This is a genomic window from Streptomyces sp. NPDC059668 (assembly GCF_042734135.1).
GTDB lineage: Bacteria > Actinomycetota > Actinomycetes > Streptomycetales > Streptomycetaceae > Streptomyces.
The window spans coordinates 40,490-59,930 of the sequence record NZ_JBHWEL010000038.1; the positions used below are offsets into that span (position 1 = coordinate 40,490).

Annotated in this window: 15 protein-coding genes and 1 pseudogene; 4 read left to right on the forward strand and 12 right to left on the reverse strand. The window is 71.1% G+C overall.

What is annotated here, in order from left to right; genetic code table 11:
• Positions 1–40: 40 nt before the first annotated feature.
• The 10 genes and pseudogenes from ACFV2J_RS25170 to ACFV2J_RS25215 all read right to left on the reverse strand — a co-directional run bounded on the left by ACFV2J_RS25170 (position 41) and on the right by ACFV2J_RS25215 (position 13,181).
• Entirely contained in the window at positions 41–1,813 is a 1,773-nt protein-coding gene (locus ACFV2J_RS25170) for an IucA/IucC family protein (RefSeq protein ID WP_385083914.1), read from the reverse strand.
• The gene (locus tag ACFV2J_RS25175) at positions 1,810–2,358 is read right to left on the reverse strand and encodes a GNAT family N-acetyltransferase (protein ID WP_385083913.1); all 549 of its coding nucleotides are present in this window, start codon (positions 2,356–2,358) and stop codon (positions 1,810–1,812) included. The genes ACFV2J_RS25170 and ACFV2J_RS25175 overlap by 4 nt, the downstream gene beginning before the upstream one ends.
• Positions 2,355–3,647 (reverse strand): lysine N(6)-hydroxylase/L-ornithine N(5)-oxygenase family protein, encoded by a 1,293-nt coding sequence (locus ACFV2J_RS25180; protein ID WP_385083912.1) that lies wholly within the window; start codon positions 3,645–3,647, stop codon positions 2,355–2,357. Before ACFV2J_RS25180 ends, ACFV2J_RS25175 begins: the two co-directional genes overlap by 4 nt.
• Positions 3,631–5,073 (reverse strand): lysine decarboxylase DesA, encoded by a 1,443-nt coding sequence (desA, locus tag ACFV2J_RS25185; protein ID WP_385083911.1) that lies wholly within the window; start codon positions 5,071–5,073, stop codon positions 3,631–3,633. Before desA ends, ACFV2J_RS25180 begins: the two co-directional genes overlap by 17 nt.
• A gap of 208 nt (positions 5,074–5,281) precedes the next feature.
• Complete coding sequence (locus ACFV2J_RS25190; protein ID WP_385083910.1) at positions 5,282–6,136, reverse strand: siderophore-interacting protein; 855 nt, start codon at positions 6,134–6,136, stop codon at positions 5,282–5,284.
• A gap of 40 nt (positions 6,137–6,176) precedes the next feature.
• Positions 6,177–7,229 carry an ABC transporter substrate-binding protein gene (locus ACFV2J_RS25195; RefSeq protein WP_385083909.1) on the reverse strand — a complete coding sequence of 351 codons (1,053 nt, stop codon included), beginning with the start codon at positions 7,227–7,229 and terminating at the stop codon, positions 6,177–6,179.
• Positions 7,230–7,491: 262 nt separating this feature from the next.
• Positions 7,492–8,649: pseudogene (locus ACFV2J_RS25200) on the reverse strand (acyl-CoA dehydrogenase family protein); the annotation flags it as partial.
• A gap of 11 nt (positions 8,650–8,660) precedes the next feature.
• The gene (locus tag ACFV2J_RS25205) at positions 8,661–9,626 is read right to left on the reverse strand and encodes a hydroxymethylglutaryl-CoA lyase (RefSeq protein ID WP_385083908.1); all 966 of its coding nucleotides are present in this window, start codon (positions 9,624–9,626) and stop codon (positions 8,661–8,663) included.
• Positions 9,623–11,551, reverse strand: a complete 1,929-nt coding sequence (locus ACFV2J_RS25210; RefSeq protein WP_385083907.1) for an acetyl-CoA carboxylase biotin carboxylase subunit — start codon at positions 11,549–11,551, stop codon at positions 9,623–9,625. Before ACFV2J_RS25210 ends, ACFV2J_RS25205 begins: the two co-directional genes overlap by 4 nt.
• 13 nt (positions 11,552–11,564) lie before the next feature.
• Positions 11,565–13,181 (reverse strand): carboxyl transferase domain-containing protein, encoded by a 1,617-nt coding sequence (locus ACFV2J_RS25215; protein ID WP_385440701.1) that lies wholly within the window; start codon positions 13,179–13,181, stop codon positions 11,565–11,567.
• Positions 13,182–13,280: 99 nt separating this feature from the next.
• Between ACFV2J_RS25215 and ACFV2J_RS25220 the strand changes: the two genes are divergently transcribed.
• From ACFV2J_RS25220 to ACFV2J_RS25235, 4 genes are all read left to right on the forward strand, one after another.
• The gene (locus ACFV2J_RS25220; protein WP_168528247.1) at positions 13,281–13,880 is read left to right on the forward strand and encodes a TetR/AcrR family transcriptional regulator; all 600 of its coding nucleotides are present in this window, start codon (positions 13,281–13,283) and stop codon (positions 13,878–13,880) included.
• A gap of 738 nt (positions 13,881–14,618) precedes the next feature.
• A complete protein-coding gene (locus ACFV2J_RS25225) occupies positions 14,619–15,776 on the forward strand; it encodes an acyl-CoA dehydrogenase family protein (RefSeq protein WP_385083905.1) in 1,158 nt (385 codons plus the stop codon).
• A 46-nt stretch (positions 15,777–15,822) separates the two neighbouring features.
• Positions 15,823–16,713, forward strand: coding sequence for an acyl-CoA thioesterase II (tesB, locus tag ACFV2J_RS25230; protein ID WP_385083904.1), 891 nt, complete (start codon positions 15,823–15,825; stop codon positions 16,711–16,713).
• A gap of 20 nt (positions 16,714–16,733) precedes the next feature.
• The gene (locus tag ACFV2J_RS25235) at positions 16,734–17,708 is read left to right on the forward strand and encodes a cation diffusion facilitator family transporter (protein ID WP_385083903.1); all 975 of its coding nucleotides are present in this window, start codon (positions 16,734–16,736) and stop codon (positions 17,706–17,708) included.
• Positions 17,709–17,804: 96 nt separating this feature from the next.
• Here ACFV2J_RS25235 and ACFV2J_RS25240 read toward each other — a convergent pair whose 3' ends face one another.
• Complete coding sequence (locus ACFV2J_RS25240; RefSeq protein ID WP_385083902.1) at positions 17,805–18,323, reverse strand: hypothetical protein; 519 nt, start codon at positions 18,321–18,323, stop codon at positions 17,805–17,807.
• Between the two features lie 240 nt (positions 18,324–18,563).
• The gene (locus ACFV2J_RS25245; RefSeq protein WP_385083901.1) at positions 18,564–19,304 is read right to left on the reverse strand and encodes a Crp/Fnr family transcriptional regulator; all 741 of its coding nucleotides are present in this window, start codon (positions 19,302–19,304) and stop codon (positions 18,564–18,566) included.
• Positions 19,305–19,441: the final 137 nt, after the last annotated feature.

The following is a 19,441-nucleotide window of genomic DNA, read 5'->3' on the forward strand; positions in this document are numbered from 1 at the left end:
TGGGGCTCAAGGGGGACCGTCCCCTTGAGCCCCACCCGGCTCATCGGCCCGCGATCGGGTTCCTCAGCGTGCCGACCAGTTGCAGCGCCCCGGACGGATCGGCCAGGTCCACCATCTGCCGGTTGTCCCGCAGCTGGAGCCGGTTGAGGCAGGACAGCGCGAACTCGGGCGCGAACAGGTCGTACTGCGCGAACTTGTCGGCGAGTTCGGGCGTCGCCTCCTGGTACGCGCGCACCGACTCGGCGACCGTCCGCCAGAAGACGTCCTCGTCGAGGATGCCCTCGGCCGCGAGGTTCGCCGCCAGGAAGCGGAAGAAGCAGTCGAAGACGTCCGTGAAGATCGACAGGAGCTTCTTGTCCTCGGGGACCTCGACACGGATCCGTTCGACCGCGGGCGGCAGCACCGCCTGCGGGTCCATGACGGCGATCTCCTCCGCGATGTCCTTGTAGATCGCGCGCCGCACGACGCCGTCCTCGAGGACCAGGATGACGTTCTCGCCGTGCGGCATGTAGACGAGGTCGTAGGCGTAGAAGCTGTGCAGCAGCGGGGTGAGGTAGGCGTGCAGATAGCCGCGCAGCCACTCCACCGGCGTCAGTCCCGACCGCTCGACGAGCGCCCCCGCGAAGGAGGCGCCCTCGTGGTCGACATGGACCAGGGAGGCCATCGTCGCCAGGGTCTCGCCGTCCCGGAGCGAGGCCACGGGGCTCTCCCGCCACAGGGCGGCGAGCATCTTGCGGTACGGGGAGTAGCGGTCGGTGGCGGCCTCGTACTCCAGGTGCCGGTAACCGACGGCGGCCCGTTCGCGGATGATCGACAGGCCGGTGGACCTGAGCACCGGGTCGTTCTCGACGAGCTGGGCCAGCCAGTCGTTGATCGCCGGCGTCGCCTCCATGTAGGCGGCCGAGAGCCCCCGCATGAAGCCCATGTTGAGGACCGACAGAGCGGTCTTCACGTAGTGCTTCCCGGGGTTGGACGTGTTGAAGAAGGTCCGGATCGACTGCTGGGCCAGGTACTCGTCGTCCCCCTCGCCCAGGCACACCAGGTGACGCCGGGCGATCTCGGCCGCGAAGGTCACCGAGAGCTTGTTCCACCACTGCCAGGGGTGGACGGGGATCAGGAGGTAGTCCTCCGGGTCGAGCCCCTGGCCGGTGAGGGCGGCGGCGAACCGGGCCAGTGCCGGCTCGCCGAGTTCGGCGCGTACGAAGGACTCGTACGTGATGCCCACACCCGCGGTGAAGGCGGCCCGGGAGCGGTGCGCGGCCAGCCACACCAGCCGGACCGGGCTCGCGGTCTCGGGCGCGTAGGACAGGTACTCGTGGACTCCGAAGCCGAGCCGCCCGTTGTTGGCGACGAAGCAGGGGTGGCCCTCGGTCATGCCCGTCTCGATCGCCTGGAACCCCACCCCGACGAGCTCGGCGGAGGTGACCCGCGGTTTGGTGAGCTTGAAACAGGTGCCCGAGAGGGTGGAGGAGATCTCCTCCAGATAGACCGGCAGCACCTCGTCGCTCAGACCGAGCGACTTCTTCAGCTCGACGAAGAAGTCCAGTGCGGCGAGCGGGAGTTCGGTCTCGTCCCGGTGGCGGGTGACCGACTCGGCGTCGATCTGCCAGTGGTCGAGGGAGCGGACGGTCGCGGTGAACCCGTAGCGGGTCAGGCCGTCGTCGCTGTGGACGACGTACCGGCCGTCCCCGGCGGCCTCGGGGGTGATCAGCCGCTCGTGCGCGAACTCGGCGAGCGCCTTGCGGACGAGGAGGCGGTTGGCGCGCTCCCAGCGTTCGGGGGAGAGGTGGGACACGGCGTCGGACAGGGTCATACGGCTGCTCCTACCGCTGCCTCGAACCGCTCCCGGGTGCAGAAGCTCAGCAGCGCGCGCTTCTCCGGCTTCTGGATCTCCCGCTCGGCCACGAAGCCGACGGCCTCGTTGAGGGCGTGCACGGCCGTGTTGTTCACGTCGGGTTCGACGACGACGCGCCGGGTCGCCGGGTCGGCGAACAGCTCCCTCATCACCGTGGTGATCACGGCCCGGGTGAAACCGTGCACGGGCGTGTCGGTCGGCGCGACCAGGAAGTGCATGCCGACGTCGCCGGGTTCGGGCTCGTACAGGCCGACCAGCTCGACATGGCGCGGGTCGTACTTCTCCATCAGGAACGCGGGCTCGCCGTCGCACAGGCCGAGGTACGCGTGGTGGTGCTCGGCGGCCGCGATGGCCATGTACTCGCGCTCCACGTCGTGCAGTTTCGCGCCCTGCATCATCCAGAACGCGGACTTGGGGTGCGTCACCCAGCCGTGCAGCACCCCGGAGTCCTGGACCGGATCGAGCGGGCGGACGGTGAGGACACCTGTACCGGTGCGGCTCATGCGCTGAACTCCTGGAAAGCGATCGACTTCTCTACGGGGTAGTACTCGGTGCCGAGCAGCTCACGGATGATGGACGCGTTGCGGTAGGCGCCCATGCCCAGGTCGGGGCTGGTGATGCTGTGCGTGTGCACGCCGGCGTTCTGCAGGAAGACGCCGCGCCCGGTGGTGTCGACGGCGTAGTTGCGGGCCACGTCGAAGTTGCCGCGGCTGTCGTAGCGCAGCCGGTCACGGACCGGTGCCAGGAACGCGGGCTCGACGTACTTGTAGCCGGTGGCCAGGACGAGCCCTTCGGAGCGCAGCTCGTAGTCCTTGCCCTGCTCCTCCTGGCGCAGGCCGAGGGTGTAGCCGCCGTCCTCGTGACGCACGCTGTTCAGGGCCGAGTTGGTGAGCAGCCGGGTGGGGACGGGGCCGCCGAGGTTCTTCTGGTAGAGCAGGTCGAAGATCGCGTCGATCAGCTCTCCGTCGATGCCCTTGAACAGGCCCTTCTGTTCGGTCTGGAGGCGGTAGCGGGTCTGCTCGGGCAGCGCGTGGAAGTAGTCGATGTACTCCGGGGAGGTCATCTCCAGCGTGAGCTTGGTGTACTCGAGCGGGAAGAAGCGCGGGGAGCGGGTGACCCAGTTCAGCCGGTAGCCGTGGACGTCGATCTCGCTGAGCAGGTCGTAGTAGATCTCGGCGGCGGACTGCCCGCTGCCGACCAGCGTGATCGACTCCTTGGCCTGAAGCTCCTTCTTGTGCCCCAGGTAGCGGGAGTTGTGGATGAAGTCGCCGCCGAGGTCCGCGCAGGCCTCGGGGAGGTACGGCGGGGTGCCCGTGCCGAGGACCAGGTGCCGGGCGCGGTAGGTGTCACCGGCCTCGGTCCGTACGGCGTAGACCCCGGCGGCGTCCTCGTACGTCACCTCGGCGACCGTGGTGGAGAAGCGGACGCTGGTGAGTTTCGACGCGGCCCAGCGGCAGTAGTCGTCGTACTCGACCCGCAGCGGGTAGAAGTTCTCGCGGATGTAGAACGCGTACAGACGGCCGGATTCCTTCAGGTAGTTGAGGAAGGAGTACGGGGAGGTCGGATCGGCGAGGGTCACCAGGTCCGACATGAACGGGGTCTGAAGGTGCGCGCCCTCCAGGAACATCCCGGAGTGCCACTCGAAGTCCGGCTTGGACTCCAGGAAGACGCCGTCCAGTTCGGCGATCGGCTCGGTCAGGCAGGCGAGACCGAGGTTGAAGGGGCCGAGACCGATCCCTACGAAGTCGTATGTCTTTCCGGTGCCTTCGACGGATTCAGGAAGCGCGGTCAAGGGACTCTCCCAGGTACTGCTCGGCGTGGCCGGCGATCAGGTCGAGGACGGCGGCGATGTCGTCGGCCGTCGTCTCGGGATTGAGCAGGGTGAACTTCAGGTAGTGGCGTCCGCCGACCTTGGTGCCCGCCACGACGGCGTCACCGGAGGCGAACAGGGCCTTGCGGGCGTAGAGGTTGGCGCGGTCGATCTCGGCCGGGTCGGTGACGGCGGCCGGGATGAACCGGAAGACCAGGGTGGAGAGCGAGGGCTCGACCACCACGTCGTAGCGCGGGTCGCCGGCCAGCAGCCGCCAGCCCTCCTGCGCAAGGTCGCAGACCTCGTCGAAGAGCTCGCCGATGCCGTCGGCGCCCATCACGCGCAGCGTCATCCACAGCTTGAGCGCGTCGAAGCGGCGGGTGGTCTGAAGGGACTTGTCGACCTGGTTGGGGATGCGCTCCTCGACCATGCGGCGCGGGTTCAGATACTCCGCGTGGTAGGTGGCGTGGCGCAGGGTCGCGGCGTCGCGCACCAGCACGGCGGACGAACTCACCGGCTGGAAGAAGGACTTGTGGTAGTCGACGGTGACGGAGTCGGCGCGCTCGATGCCGTCGATGCGGTCGCGGTTCTTCAGCGAGGTGAGCAGTCCGCAGCCGTAGGCGGCGTCGACGTGCATCCAGGCCCCGTACCGGGCGCACAGTTCGCCGATCTCGGGGAGCGGGTCGATGGAGCCGAAGTCGGTGGTGCCCGCGGTCGCGACGACCGCCATCGGGACCAGGCCCTCGTTCCGGCAGCGCTCCAGTTCGCGGGCGAGCGCGAGCGTCTGCATGCGCTTGTCGTGGTCGACGGGGACCGACACGACGGCGTCGGCACCCAGGCCGAGGAGTTTCGCCGACTTCTTGACGCTGAAGTGGCTGACCTCGGAGGCGAACACGCGCAGTCGGGCGAGGTCGTCGGTCTTGGCCTCCTCGCGGGCCAGCAGCAGCGCCTGAAGGTTGGACTGGCTGCCGCCGCTGGTGAACACGCCGTCGGCGGCGGGGCCGAAGCCGATGCGTTCGTTGGTCCAGTCGACGAGCCTGCGCTCGATGAGGGTGCCGCCGGCCGACTGGTCCCAGGTGTCCAGGGAGGAGTTGACGGCGGACAGTACGGCCTCGCCGACCACGGCCGGTATGACGACCGGGCAGTTGAGGTGCGCGAGGTAGCGCGGGTGGTGGAAGTAGATGGCGTCCCGGAGGTAGACCTCCTCCAGTTCGTCGAGGACCGCGCCGGTGTCGTGCAGCGGGCGGTCCAGGTCGATCCGTTCGATGCGGGGCGCGAGGGCGTCGACCGAGACGCCTGTGAACGGCCGGTCGGTGGTGGCGAGTTTGGCCGCCACCCGCTCTATTCCTTCGGTCACGGAGCGGCGATACCGCTCCGCGGTCGTGTCGTTGAGCAGGTGCGAGCGCATGTGGGGGTCCTCCGTGCGGGGAAGAGGGAGCGTCCGGGCGGGGTGGCGGAAGGGGACGGCTCGGGCGAGGAGACGCGAGGGCGGGAGACGAGAAGGGACGAGGCCGCCTCGTTCAACTAAGGTTAGCCTAACCTAAGTTGGTTCTGCGACCCCGTCCCTCGGGTTCCGGAAGTGACGTACGCCTCTGTTTGGCGCCGCCAGTTCTCCGCTACTCCTCCTCGCGCAGCTGCTCCTCCGTCAGCCCGCGCCGCCAGTAGCCCACGAACGTGACGCGCCTGCGGTCGATCCCGCGCTCGCGCACGAGGTGGCGGCGCATCTCCTTGACGCACCCGGACTCGCCCGCGATCCAGGCGTACGGCCGCTCGGCGGACGGCATCCGGGCCGCCCGTACGGCGTCGGCGGCCATGGGGGAGCCGCTGTCGCGCACGAGCCAGGTGATCTCCGCGTCGGCCGCCACGGGCAGGTCCTGGACGTCCTCGCGGTGCTGGACCTCCAGCCAGGCCCGGACCCGGGTGCCGGCCGGCAGCGACTCCAGGATGGCGGAGGCGGCGGGCAGGGCGGTCTCGTCCGCCCACAGCACGATCAGGTCGGTGTCGGCGGGCGGCCGGAAGCGGATCGCCCGGTTGTCCTCGACCGCCGGGCCGAGCAGGACGACACGGTCACCCGCGGCCGCGCGCGAGGCCCACCGGGACGCCGGGCCGGCGGGGGCCTCGGCGCCCGGTTCCACTCCGTGCAGCACGAAGTCGATGTCGATCCCGGTCGTGCGGCCCCGGGCGTCGCGGCGCAGTGCCCGCAGGGTGTACGAGCGCATCACCGCCCGTACGTCCTCGGGGAGTTCGCGCCAGCCCTGCCACCAGCCGTCGCCCAGTTCGAAGGGGACGGCGGGGTCGGTCTGGCCGGGGTGCGGCAGGAACAGCGAGAGGCTCTGGTCCCGGCCGTCGGAGGCGAAGGCGTCCAGGTCGGAGCCCGCGAAGGAGACCCGGACCAGCGACGGGCCGAGCCGCCTCGTCCGTACGACCTGGAGGGAGAAGAAACGGAACGGGGCGGCAACGGCCGTCGTCATCAGTGCTCCTGAGTGGTGGTCAGGGAGTCGCGGTGGGGTGTCAGGCGACCTTCTTGGCCTTCTCGATGGCCTCGGCGAGGTTGTCGAGCAGGGGGGTGCACTTGTCGTACGAGATGATCGGCTCGGGGGAGCGGGCGATGACCTGGCCGGCCTTGACGGCGGGCAGCTTCTTCCAGGTGGCCTCGGTGATGTCGGCCGGCTGGATGGTCGAGCTGCGGTCGTCCATGATGATGACGTCGGCCGGGTACTTGTCGACGTTCTCCCAGCTCAGGTTCTCGAACCAGCCGCCGCTGGCCTTGAGGGCCTTGGCGGAGGGCTCGACGATGTTCACGCCGAGCGCCTTGAAGTACTCCAGGTCGATGGAGAGGTTCGAGCCGGAGACGTAGAAGATGTCCTGGCTCGCGGAACCGGCCAGGACCTTGATCTCCGGGCGGGCCTTGGCGGCCTTGCGCAGGCGCTCGGCGGCCGTCTCGAACTTCTTCTTCGCCTCGGCGATCCGGGCGGACTTCACGTCCGCGCCGAGCGACTCGGCCAGCGCGTACATGCGCTCCAGGGACTGCGGCATCTGGCGGTCGTAGACGGAGACGCCGACGCTCGGCGCGAGCTTGAGGATCTTGTCCTTGGACTCCTCGGGGACGTACCAGAGGGTGCCCGCGGCGTCGAACATCGTGGAGATCAGCACGTCGGGCGCGAGGGCCGCGTACTTCTCGATGTTGAACTGGCCCCACTCGTTGCCGAGCACGGTCAGCTTGGTGACGTCCATGTCGCCGGCCTGGACATCGGCCTTGCCGTCCTTGGTCGTGGTCGGGCCGAAGACGCCCTTGACCTCGATGCCGTAGTCGTGGAGCGCCGCGGCGACACCGGTGAAGGCCACGATGTTCGCCGGCGACTTGTCGAGCTTCACGGTGGTGCCGCGGTCGTCCTTGAACGTCCAGGGGCCGGACTTGGACCGGGCGGCCGCCTTCGTCGAGTCCGAGCCACCGCTTTTCGCGTCGTCGTCGCCACAGGCGGCGAGGACGGCACCGAGGCCGAGGGCGCCGCCGGCGGCGAGGATGCCGCGGCGGGAGAGGTGGGTGGCACGGGCGTTGGACATGAGAGTGGCTGCTTTCGGCACGGGGCGGAGCGCCCGCCGGACAAGTTCAAAGGTAGGTTAGCCTAACCTCAGTTCATGTTCCAGGGTCGGGGTGCCGCCCACGCGCCGGTGCTGCCCGCCAGGTCTGTACGGCGGCCCGGGAAGCACGCGCGTCGGGTGTGGTCGTGAGGACGGTGTCCGGTGGCACGGAACAGCCCCCCGACCAGGACGCGTCCAGGTGGGGGGGGGGGTGAGGGGGGCGGGGGAGTGGGGTGGTCGCGCACCCCCGCAGCCCCAACTCCCGTGCGATCAGCATCCGCTGCACCTCGCTCGTGCCCTCGCCGATCTCCAGGATCTTGGAGTCGCGCCACATGCGGGCCACCGGGTACTCGTTCATGAAGCCGTAGCCGCCGTGGATCTGGGTGGCGTCGCGGGCGTTGTCGACGGCGATCGTGGAGGAGTAGAGCTTGGCGATCGCCGCCTCCTTCTTGAAGGGCTCACCCGCGACCAGCCGGGAGGCGGCGTCGCGCCAGCCGACGCGGGCCATGTGGGCCTTCGTCTCCATGTCCGCGATCTTGAACTGGATGGCCTGGTAGGCGCCGATGTTCCGGCCGAACGCGTGCCGCTCCTTGGCGTACTTCACGGACTCGTCCACGCAGCCCTGGGCCAGTCCCGTCGCCAGGGCCGAGATGGCGACGCGGCCCTCGTCCAGGATGCGCAGGAACTGCGCGTACCCGCGGCCCTCCTCGCCCAGCAGGTTCGCGGCCGGGACGCGGACGTCGGCGAAGGACAGCTCACGGGTGTCCGAGGCGTTCCAGCCGACCTTCGAGTAGGGCGCGGCGACCGTGAAGCCGGGGGTGCCGGAGGGGACGATGATCGCGGAGATCAGCGGCTTGCCGTCGGGCTTGCGGCCGGTGACCGCCGTGACCGTCACCAGGCCCGTGATGTCCGTGCCCGAGTTGGTGATGAAGCACTTGCTGCCGTTGATCACCCACTCGTCCGTGTCCGGGTCGAGCCGGGCCGTCGTCCGGGTCGCGCCCGCGTCCGAGCCGCCGTCCGGCTCGGTCAGGCCGAAGGCGCCCAGGATCTCGCCGGAGCACAGGCGGGGGAGCCACTCGGCCTTCTGCGCGTCGGTGCCGAAGAGGTGGATGGGCATCGCGCCGAGCGAGACGCCGGCCTCCAGGGTGATGGCCACCGAGGAGTCCACGCGCGCGAGTTCCTCCAGGGCGATGCCGAGGGCGAGGTAGTCGCCGCCCATGCCGCCGTACTCCTCGGGGAAGGGCAGGCCGAACAGGCCCATGCGGCCCATCTCCCGCACGATCTCGTACGGGAACTCGTGCCGCTCGTAGAAGTCGCCGATCTTCGGGGCCACGACGTCGTGCGCGAACTCCTCGACCGTACGGCGCAGTTCCTCGAGTTCGGGGGAGAGGCGGTGGTCCAGGGACATGGGATTCACTCCTGGTGGGAGAGGGCTTTGACGGTGCGGGACGGGCTGGGTCGGCCCAGTTGTCCGGCCATCCACACGCTGGTGGCGGTGAGGCGGCCGAGGTCGACCCCGGTGTCGACACCGAGGCCCTGGAGCATCCATACGAGATCTTCGGTGGCGAGGTTGCCGGTCGCGGACTTCGCGTACGGACAGCCGCCGAGGCCGCCCGCGGACGCGTCGACGGTCGTCACCCCGTGCTGCAGGCTCGCCAGGGTGTTGGCGAGCGCCTGGCCGTAGGTGTCGTGGAAGTGGACACCGAGCACGCTGGTGGGGACGCCCTCCTCGTTGAGCTCGGCCAGCAGGTTCTGGACGTGGCCCGGCGTCGCCACGCCGATCGTGTCGCCCAGGCTGAGCTCGTCGCAGCCCATGTCCAGCAGGGCCCTGCACACGCGCACGACCTGGTGGACGGGGACAGCGCCCTCCCAGGGATCGCCGAAGCACATCGAGACATAGCCGCGGACGTGCGCCCTCTCCGCCTTGGCCCGGGACACCACCGGCTCGAACATGGCCAGCGACTCGTCCACGGTCCGGTTGAGGTTGGCCTTCGCGAAGGACTCCGTCGCACTGGCGAAGACGGCGACATGGCGGGCGCCGAGGGCGAGGGCGCGGTCGAGACCGCGTTCGTTCGGTACCAGGACCGGCAGGCGCACCCCCGGCCCGTCGCCGTCGCCGCCGAGGTCGCTCACCAAGGGGAACAACTGCTCGGAGTCGGCCAGTTGGGGCACCCACTTGGGGTGGACGAAGCTGGTGGCCTCGATGGTGGTCAGGCCGGCGTCGGCGAGGCGCCGGATGAACTCGGCCTTGACCTCGGTCGGTACGGTCGCCTTCTCGTTCTGCAGCCCGTCGCGCGCGCCGACCTCGTGGATCCGCACCCGCGCGGGCAGGCCCTGGGCCGGTACGACCATCGGGAGGCCGAGTTCCGGGGTGCTCATGTCGTCTCCTCGTACGGGGTGATCACGGCCAGGATCTGGTCCATGGCGACCGTCGTGCCCGGGGTGACGTCCAGTTCGCTGACGGTTCCCGCGTGCGGGGCGGAGATGACGTGTTCCATCTTCATCGCCTCGACCACCAGCAGGCTCTGGCCCGCGGTCACCTCGTCCCCGACGGCGACCTTGACGACGGTCACCGTGCCGGGCATGGGCGCGGTCAGCGAGTCGGCGCCGGCGTGCGCCGCACCGGTCAGGGACGCGGCCACCGGGTCGTGGTCGCGCACGTGCCAGGCGTCGCCGTCGCGGCCGAGCCAGTCGCCGGCCCGGTGGAAGGTGTGGCGCACGCCGTCGAGGGTCACGGAGACCTGGTCGGCGGTGACCGTGTGGGTGCCGCGCGGGACGTGGTCCACGGGGTCGTGCACCCGCAGGTGGAAGCCCACGGGCGCGGGAGTGCCGCCCAGCCGCCAGCCGCTCGGCACCGAGAAGGGGTCGCTCCAGCCCTCGCCTCGGGGCCTCAGCGCGTCGAGCCGTACGGCCGCCGCCGCCTCGTACACCTCTTCCGGTACGTCACCGGGGACCAGTCCGTCCGCCTCGCGCTCCACCAGCCCGGTGTCCAGCTCGCCCGCCACGACCGCCGGATGGGCCAGCAGCCGGCGCAGGAACCCCGCGTTGGTCTGGACGCCGAGCGTGACCGTCTCCGCGAGGGCGGCGCGCAGCTTGCGCAGCGCGGTCGCGCGGTCCGGGCCGTACGCGATGACCTTGGACAGCATCGGGTCGTACAGGCTGCCGACCTCCGTGCCCTCGCTCAGCCCTGAGTCGGTGCGCACCCCGTCTCCCTGCGGCTCGCGCAGGGAGAGCACCGTGCCGCCGGACGGGAGGAAGCCGCGGGAGGGGTCCTCCGCGCAGACGCGCGCCTCGACGGCGTGTCCGGTGAGGGTGATGTCCTTCTGCTCGTAGGGCAGCGGTTCGCCCGCGGCCACCCGCAGCTGCCACTCCACGAGGTCGAGTCCCGTGACCAGTTCGGTGACCGGGTGCTCCACCTGGAGGCGGGTGTTCATCTCCATGAAGTAGTACGAGGACGGGTCGGAGCCGGGGACGATGAACTCCACGGTGCCCGCGCCCTGGTACCCGCAGGAGCGGGCCGCCTGGACCGCCGCCTCGCCCATGGAGGCCCGGGTCCCGGCGTCGAGGAACACGCTGGGCGCCTCCTCGATGATCTTCTGGTGGCGGCGCTGGAGGGAGCACTCGCGCTCGCCCAGGTGCACCACGTTGCCGTGGCCGTCCGCCAGGACCTGGATCTCGATGTGACGGGGGCGGTCGACCCAGCGCTCCACGAGGAGGGTGTCGTCGCCGAAGGAGGCGCGGGCCTCGCGCCGGGCGGCGGCGATCTCGTCGGCCAGGGCCGCGGCGTCCCGCACCAGCCGCATGCCCTTGCCGCCGCCGCCCGCGCTGGGCTTCAGGAGGACCGGCATGCCGATCTCGCGTGCCGCCTCGGCCAGCAGGGCGTCGGTGAGACCGGTGCCGGACGAGCCGGGGACGACCGGGACGCCCGCCGCCCGCACCGTCTCCTTGGCGCGGATCTTGTCGCCCATGAGCGCGATCGCGTCGGCGGGCGGACCGATGAAGACGAGGCCGGCCTCGGCGCAGGCGCGCGCGAACGCGGCGTTCTCCGCGAGGAAGCCGTACCCCGGGTGCACGGCTCGGGCCCCGGTCCGCGCCGCCGCCTCCAGCAGGGCGGGGACCGACAGATAGCTCTCGGCGGCCGGCGCCGGGCCGATCCGAACCGCCGTGTCCGCCTCGCGCACGTGCCGGGCGTCGGCGTCCGCGTCGGAGAAGACGGCGACCGAGCGGACGCCCAGGGACCGCAGGGTGCGGATGACCCGGACGGCGATCTCGCCGCGGTTGGCCACAAGAACGGTGTCGAACATGGTCAGAGGTCCCTCACATCCGGAAGACGCCGAACTGGGGGTCCCCCAGGGGCGCGTTGGCGCACGCGGTCAGGGCGAGGCCCAGCACCTGCCGGGTCTCCAGCGGGTCGATCACGCCGTCGTCCCAGAGGCGGGCCGTCGCGTAGTAGGCGCTGCCCTGCTGTTCGTACTGGGCGCGGATCGGAGCCTTGAAGGCGTCCTCGTCCTCGGCGGGCCACGACTCCCCGCGCGCCTCCAGCTGGTCGCGCTTGACGGTCGCGAGGACGGACGCGGCCTGCTCGCCGCCCATCACGGAGATCTTGGCGCCGGGCCACATCCACAGGAAGCGCGGCGAGTACGCCCGGCCGCACATCGAGTAGTTGCCCGCGCCGTACGAGCCGCCGATCACGACGGTCAGCTTCGGCACGCGGGTGCAGGCCACCGCGGTCACCATCTTGGCGCCGTGCTTGGCGATGCCCCCCGCCTCGTACTGGCGCCCGACCATGAAGCCGGAGATGTTCTGCAGGAACACCAGCGGGATGCCGCGCTGGTCGCACAGCTCGATGAAGTGGGCGCCCTTCTGGGCGGACTCCGAGAACAGGATGCCGTTGTTGGCGACGATGCCGACCGGGTGCCCCTGGATGCGGGCGAAACCGGTGACCAGCGTCTGCCCGAACTCCGCCTTGAACTCGGCGAACCGCGAACCGTCGACCACGCGCGCGATGACCTCGCGCACGTCGTAGGGGGTGCGGGAGTCGACCGGCACGGCGCCGTAGATGCCGTACGGGTCCACCTTGGGCTCCGTGGCGGGTGCGACCTCCCAGGGCAGCGCCCCGCGCGCGGGGAGGGTGGCCGCGATGTTCCGGACGATCCGCAGCGCGTGCGCGTCGTCCTCCGCGAGGTGGTCCGTGACGCCCGACACGCGTGCGTGGACCTCGCCGCCGCCCAGCTCCTCGGCCGTGACGACCTCACCGGTGGCGGCCTTCACCAGGGGCGGGCCGCCCAGGAAGATCGTGCCCTGATTGCGCACGATCACGGCCTCGTCGCTCATCGCCGGGACGTACGCGCCGCCGGCCGTGCACGAGCCGAGGACGGCGGCGATCTGCGGGATTCCCGCTCCCGACATCCGCGCCTGGTTGTAGAAGATCCGCCCGAAGTGCTCGCGGTCGGGGAACACCTCGTCCTGCATGGGCAGGAAGGCTCCGCCGGAGTCGACGAGATAGACGCAGGGGAGGCGGTTCTCCAGCGCCACCTCCTGGGCCCGCAGGTGCTTCTTCACGGTCATCGGGTAATACGTGCCGCCCTTGACCGTGGCGTCGTTGGCGACGATCACGCACTCGCGGCCGCTGACCCGGCCGATGCCGGCGATCACGCCGGCCGCGGGCGCCTGGCCCTCGTACATCCCGTGCGCCGCCAGGGGGGCCAGCTCCAGGAACGGTGATCCCGGGTCCAGGAGCTGGTCCACCCGCTCGCGCGGCAGCAGCTTGCCGCGCGCGGTGTGGCGCTGCCGGGCCCGCTCGCCGCCGCCGAGCCGCGCCTCGGCGAGCTTGGCGCGCAGCTCCTCCCCGAGGGCGTGATGAGCCGCCTCGTTGGCCCGCCAGGCCTCCGACGCGGGATCGGCCGCGCTCGTCAGCTCCGGTGCTTCTTGCATGTCCTGCGGTCCCCTCGCCCAGTGGTCCACCAGTTAATGAGCGTTAACGCATGTCGTCCAGGTTAACGACCGCTAACCTCCCTGTCTAGAATTGCTTCCATGGCCACGAGAACCGACGCCCCCACCCGACGCGAGCAGATCCTCAAGGAGGCCGCCCGGCTCTTCGCCGAGCGCGGATTCCACGGCGTCGGCGTGGACGAGATAGGGGCGGCCGTCGGGATCAGCGGACCCGGTCTGTACCGGCACTTCCCGGGCAAGGACGCGATGCTCGCCGAGCTGCTGGTGGGGATCAGCGGACAGTTGCTCACCGGGGGGAAGCGGCGGGTCGCGGAGGCCGGCGGCGGCCCGGAGGCGCTGCTCGACTCGCTCATCGAGGGGCACATCGACTTCGCTCTCGACGACCGGCCCCTGATCACCCTGCACGACCGTGAACTGGACCGCCTGCGGGACAGTGACCGCAAGCTGGTGCGGCAGCTCCAGCGGCAGTACGTCGAGCTGTGGGTGGAGGTCGTGCGCGAGGTGTATCCGGCCCTCACCGAACCCACCACCCGCTCGGCGGTGCACTCGGTCTTCGGGCTGCTGAACTCCACGCCCCACCTGGGACGGCCGGGCGCGTTGCCGGGGCGCGGGGTGACGGCGGCCCTGCTGCACCGGATGGCGCGGGGCGCCTTCGCGGCGGCCGGGGACGCCGTTCTCTGACGCGGATCAATTGCGAGCGGCGGCTCTGTCCCCCGCGTCATGATGGCGGTCATGAACGGACACACGGCCATGGACGGCCCCGCTTCCGACTGGGTGACCCTCTTCTGCTTCGAGAACGTCCCCGGCTGCCCGCGGCCGGGGCGGCTGGTGGCGGATTGACTGCGTGACCGGGGCATCGACTGGGACCCCTTCGCCGCGCGCGATGTCAGGATCGACCTCATGTGCGGGGTCCGGTCGGACGGCCACTGGCACGGCACCGTCGCCGTGTGCGTGCGCGCCGACACCCTGCGCCGACTCGGCCTCCATCCCGATCAGCCGACTTCGGCACCGGCCGACCCGCTGCCGCCCAAGTGGTGGGGTCCATGGGCGCGTTGATCCCCGATGAGCGATCCGCGCCCCGTGATCTGTTTCCCGCGATCCGCGATCCGCGATCCGTGATCCGCGATCCGTGACCCGTGATGAGCGGCCCGCGACCCGTGCTCGGATCTTCCGGTCGCGGGCCGACCCGGGCGGGCGCCCCGCGGCGCGTTCCCGCCCGCCCGGCCGGGCTGGAGCGGGCGTGACGAGCGTCATGGGGGAGGGCGGCCGATGGCTCTGGACGGTCGTCGTGACCGACGGGTAACCTGAGTGCTGAGCAAGCGCTTAGCCAAGGGTCGCGGTCATTCATTGAGCCACCCCGACGGCGAGCAGCCACATCCGCGAGAGCGGCGCCGGTTCAGGCGCAGAGAGGGGCCGACGGTGCGCCGTACGGTGTTCAACGAGGACCACGAGGCGTTCCGGGAGACCCTGCGGGCCTTCATCGAGGCCGAGGTCGTTCCCGTCTACGACGAGTGGTTCGCCGCGGGCCAGGCGCCGCGCGACTTCTACCACAAGCTCGCCGAGCTCGGCATCTTCGGCATCCGTGTCGACGAGGAGTTCGGCGGCGCCGGCATCGACTCGTACAAGTTCGAGGCCGTGATGTACGAGGAGACCTCCCGCGCGGGCGTCCAGTTCGGCGGCTCCGGCGTGCACGTGCTGCTCGGCCTGCCGTACATCAAGATGCTCGCCACCGACGAGCAGAAGAAGCGGTTCCTGCCGAAGTTCGTCACCGGCGAGGAGATGTGGGCCCTCGCGATGACCGAGCCGGGCACCGGCTCCGACCTCGCGGGCATGAAGACCACCGCCAAGCTCTCCGAGGACGGCACGCACTACGTCCTCAACGGCTCCAAGACCTTCATCACCGGCGGCGTCCACGCCGACCGCGTGATCGTCTGCGCCCGGACCTCCGCGCCCACCGCCGAGGACCGCCGCTTCGGCATCTCCCTCTTCGCCGTCGACACCAAGTCCGAGGGCTACTCCATCGGCCGCAAGCTCGACAAGCTCGGCCTGAAGACCTCCGACACCGCCGAGCTCGCGTTCGTCGACGTCAAGGTGCCCGTCGAGGACCTCCTCGGCGAGGAGAACAAGGGCTTCTACTACCTCGGCCACAACCTCGCCTCCGAGCGCTGGGGCATCGCGTTCGGCGCGTACGCCCAGGCCAAGGCGGCCGTCCGGTTCGCCAAGGAGTACGTCCAGGAGCGCACCGTCTTCGGCAAGCCCGTCGCGTCCTTCCAGAACACGAAGTTCGAGCTGGCCGCCTGCCAGGCCGAGGTGGACGCGGCCGAGGCCGTAGCCGACCGCGCCCTGGAGGCCCTCGACAAGGGCGAGCTGACGCCGGCCGAGGCCGCCAGCGCCAAGCTGTTCTGCACCGAGGTCGCGCACCGCGTCATCGACCGCTGCCTCCAGCTGCACGGCGGCTACGGCTTCATGAATGAGTACCCGATAGCCCGCCTGTACGCGGACAACCGCGTCAACCGTATCTACGGCGGCACCAGCGAGATCATGAAGTCGATCATCGCCAAGGACATGGGCCTGTAGGCCCGCGAAGGAACACCGGAAACAACTGCGCGGTACAACTGACACCATGAGTCAGGCACTGCAGTCCCTGCTCGATCTGCTCGACCTGGAGCGGATCGAGCAGGACATCTTCCGCGGCCAGTCCCGCTCCGCCGTCGTCCCCCGGGTCTTCGGCGGGCAGGTCGCCGCACAGGCGCTGGTCGCGGCGGGCCGCACGGTCCCCGACGACCGGTTCGCCCACTCCCTGCACGCCTACTTCCTGCGTGCGGGGGACCCCGGCGCGCCCATCGTGTACTCGGTGGACCGCATCCGCGACGGCCGCTCCTTCACCACCCGCCGGGTGGTCGCCGTCCAGCACGGGCAGCCGATCTTCCACCTCTCCGCGTCCTTCCAGGCGCACGAGGAGGGCATGGAGCACCAGGCCCCGATGCCGCCCGCGCCCGACCCCGAGACGCTGCCCACGGCCGCCGAGCTGCTGCCGCGGTACGCCGACGTCCTGGGCGACCCCGTCGTCGTGGAGCGCCTCCTGGAGGCGCGCGAGTCCGTCGACCTGCGCTATGTGGACCCGCCGCCCTACGGCACCGTGGGCGAGCCCCGTGAACCGCACTCCCAGGTGTGGTTCCGCACCAACGGCAAACTCGACGGCGCCGTCGACGAACCGCTGCTGCACGTCGTCCTCGCCACGTACGTCTCCGACATGACGCTCCTCGACTCCATCCTGCTCGCGCACGGGCGCGGCGGGTGGGTGACCGGCGATGTCGTCGGGGCCTCGCTGGACCACGCGATGTGGTTCCACCGGCCCTTCCGCGCCGACGAATGGCTGCTCTACGACCAGGAGTCCCCCTCGGCGTCCGGGGGCCGCGGTCTCGGCCAGGCCCGCATCTACACCCAGGACGGCCGGCTGGCCATCTCGGTGATCCAGGAGGGCGTGGTCCGGATCCCCCGCGAGTCGTCCTGATCTCCGGGTAGGACTGGGGCATGACAGAAGCTGCACAGGACGACGGCGGCGCGGGCGAGAGCACGGTCACGGTGATCGTCGCCGCCCTCGCCAATCTCGGGATCGCGGTGGCCAAGGCGGTCGCGGGCGTCATCAGCGGATCGAGCGCGATGCTGTCCGAGGCCGCGCACTCGGTGGCCGACACGGTCACCGAGGTGCTGCTGCTCACCGCGCTCAAGCGCAGCGAGAAACCGGCCGACGAGGAACACCCCCTCGGATACGGGCCCGAACGCTACATCTGGGCGATGCTCGCGGCGGTCGCGACCTTCGTCGGCGGCGCGGTGTTCTCGGTCTACGACGGGGTGCACACCCTCGTCGCGGGCGAGGAACTGGGCGACCCCCTCGTCTCCTACATCGTGCTCGCGGTCGCCTTCCTGCTGGAGGGCTACTCCCTGCGCACCGGCGTACGGCAGGCGCGCGGTGAGGCGGCGCGGATCGGGGCGCCGTTCAAGCGCTACCTCCGCCACACCCCGGACACCGCCGTGAAGGCCGTGGTCCTGGAGGACTCGGCCGCGCTGATCGGTCTCGTGCTCGCCGCGGGCGGTCTGCTCGGCGGGCAGCTCACCGGCTCCGGCGTCTGGGACGCCGTGGCGTCCCTCTGCATCGGCCTCCTGCTGCTGTACGTCGCCTGGGTCCTCGGCCGTTCCAACGCGGAGCTGCTCATCGGACGCCCGCTGCCGAAGGCCGTCCGGGACGGGATCCGCGCCGAACTGCTCGCCGTGGAGCACGTGGAGGCCGTACTGGAGCTGACGACCCTGGTCCAGGGACCGCGCGAGGCGCTCGTCGCGGCCAAGGTCGACTTCCGCGACGTGTCGACCGCCGCCCAGATCGAATGGGCCTGCGAGCAGGCCGAACAGCGACTGCGGGAGGCGTTCCCGGCGGTGAGCCGGGTGTACCTGGACCCGACCCCGGGCCACGCCCAGCGCAGGGCCGAGGGGCTGAACCCCTGGCCCTGAGGGCTGTCCCCACGGGCGGGTCCCCACCCCGGCCGGGCACGGGTCCGTCCCCGTTCCCGTTCCCGGCCAAGGGCGTCCGGGTTTCTCGCGCGGCGGTCAGGCCTTGCGCAGGACCCGGATGCGCTGCTGCGCCCTGCTCACGGCACGCTCCACCTCCCCACGGGCGTGCTCCTGCCGCATCGCGCGCTCCAGATGGGCGTCCAGCTCCGACTGCGGCACCCGTGCCGCGCCGGTGAGCGGGGGCAGGTCCGTGGCGAGGTAGTCCTCCAAGTGCTCGGCGACGTCGTCCAGTTCGGCGCGGATCACCTCCAGCTGACCGGCACAGGCCCCGATGAGGTGGCGCAGTCTCCGCAGCGGGGCGAGGTCCGCGGCCCGGCAGGGCTTCCGGGCGAGCTCGCAGAGCTTCTCCAGGGTCTCCTTGAGGTAGTGGTCGGCGTCGTCGAGGTCCTTGGCGTCGTCGTCGGTGGCGCGGGCCTTCGTCGTCCAGGCGAACACCTGCCGGCCGTGGCGGAGCCCGAGGACGGCGAGGGTGGCCATGGCCGCGCCGGACAGGGCGGCCACCACCGGTGAGCCGGCGCCGGTGCCGGCCGCCAGGGTGGTCGGGCTGAGGGTCATCGTGGTCCGATTCCGTTCGTGGGAGCGCGTGTGGGCCCGCACAGGGCCCGCACGGCGCGGGAGTTCGTTCGTGCGGGGCCGGCCGTCGTGGCCGCGGGGGTGGGGTGGTGGGGACGGGACGGCGGCCGGGCGATGTCGCCGAAGTCCCGCCTTCCGCCCGGGAAGCGGGTCCCGGGGCGCCCGGTGCGGTGAGCGGGCGTGCCGGGCGTCGCGAGGCGGGCGGGGTTCTCGCGGCAGGCGCTACGCGGGCATGGCGATGTCGCGCAGGGCCTGGAGGTCCGTCACCGCGAACTGCCGGTACCTGGTGGTGATCGCACCGTGGCCGTCGCGCAGGGTGCGGACCGCGTTCTCCACGGTGGAGACGCCCATCAGGAGCGCTTCGGCGATGTCGCGCTGGGTCGGTCCCAGGATGGTGACGTGGCCGGGGTCGGCGGAGTTCGTCCTGCCGGCGATCGCGGCCAGGTGCAGCAGCAGGCCCCCGACCCGCTGCACGGGGGAGCGGGTCGGGGTGCAGTAGACCAGCTCGTCGCTGCGGTTGCGGTCCTCCAGACTGCGCAGCAGGGCCAGTTGGGTCTCCGGCTGACGGCGCAGCAGGAGGTTCATGCGCTGTACGGGACAGGGCATGACCCAGGTCGTCGTCAGGCAGACGGTCGTGACCGTCGCCTCGGGGGCGATCAGCTTGGCCTCGCCCAGGAGTTCACCGGCGCCGCGGAACCTCGTGATCCTGATGGAGGCGGCCCCGGGCCCGAAGGGGAAGCGTTCCTGGAGGACGCAGCCGCCCAGGAGGATGTACACGCTGCCGTCGCCCGGCCCGAGCGGCAGCTCCTCGTCGCGTTCGTAGACGCGGGTGTCCAGGCCCCAGGTGCTGACGAGCAGCGGCCAGGTGTTGCCGGGGAGATGGTGGAGGAAGCTGCCCCCGGGCATCGCCTGACGGCCCTTCAGGACGTCGCTGGTGCGGAAGGCGTCGACCTTGGGAGGCATCGGTCACTCCCCCGCCCCGGCCGCGCCGCGCGGTACCGGGGCGGAAGGGCCCGACACGCCCGGGCAGGGGAGCGGGGGTAGGGGCGGGGGGGGGGGGGGGGGGGGGGGGGGGGGGGGGAGGGCGGGGGCGCCCGAGG

Excerpts from the sequence above, each read along its gene's own strand:
- desA (WP_385083911.1), bottom strand. The coding sequence starts at position 5,073 with ATGCGCTCGCACCTGCTCAACGACACGACCGCGGAGCGGTATCGCCGC.
- ACFV2J_RS25245 (WP_385083901.1), bottom strand. The coding sequence starts at position 19,304 with ATGCCTCCCAAGGTCGACGCCTTCCGCACCAGCGACGTCCTGAAGGGC.
- ACFV2J_RS25190 (WP_385083910.1), bottom strand. The coding sequence starts at position 6,136 with ATGACGACGGCCGTTGCCGCCCCGTTCCGTTTCTTCTCCCTCCAGGTC.
- ACFV2J_RS25215 (WP_385440701.1), bottom strand. The coding sequence starts at position 13,181 with ATGCAAGAAGCACCGGAGCTGACGAGCGCGGCCGATCCCGCGTCGGAG.
- ACFV2J_RS25235 (WP_385083903.1), top strand. The coding sequence starts at position 16,734 with ATGACAGAAGCTGCACAGGACGACGGCGGCGCGGGCGAGAGCACGGTC.
- tesB (WP_385083904.1), top strand. The coding sequence starts at position 15,823 with ATGAGTCAGGCACTGCAGTCCCTGCTCGATCTGCTCGACCTGGAGCGG.
- ACFV2J_RS25170 (WP_385083914.1), bottom strand. The coding sequence starts at position 1,813 with ATGACCCTGTCCGACGCCGTGTCCCACCTCTCCCCCGAACGCTGGGAG.
- ACFV2J_RS25210 (WP_385083907.1), bottom strand. The coding sequence starts at position 11,551 with ATGTTCGACACCGTTCTTGTGGCCAACCGCGGCGAGATCGCCGTCCGG.
- ACFV2J_RS25205 (WP_385083908.1), bottom strand. The coding sequence starts at position 9,626 with ATGAGCACCCCGGAACTCGGCCTCCCGATGGTCGTACCGGCCCAGGGC.
- ACFV2J_RS25240 (WP_385083902.1), bottom strand. The coding sequence starts at position 18,323 with ATGACCCTCAGCCCGACCACCCTGGCGGCCGGCACCGGCGCCGGCTCA.
- ACFV2J_RS25220 (WP_168528247.1), top strand. The coding sequence starts at position 13,281 with ATGGCCACGAGAACCGACGCCCCCACCCGACGCGAGCAGATCCTCAAG.
- ACFV2J_RS25175 (WP_385083913.1), bottom strand. The coding sequence starts at position 2,358 with ATGAGCCGCACCGGTACAGGTGTCCTCACCGTCCGCCCGCTCGATCCG.
- ACFV2J_RS25195 (WP_385083909.1), bottom strand. The coding sequence starts at position 7,229 with ATGTCCAACGCCCGTGCCACCCACCTCTCCCGCCGCGGCATCCTCGCC.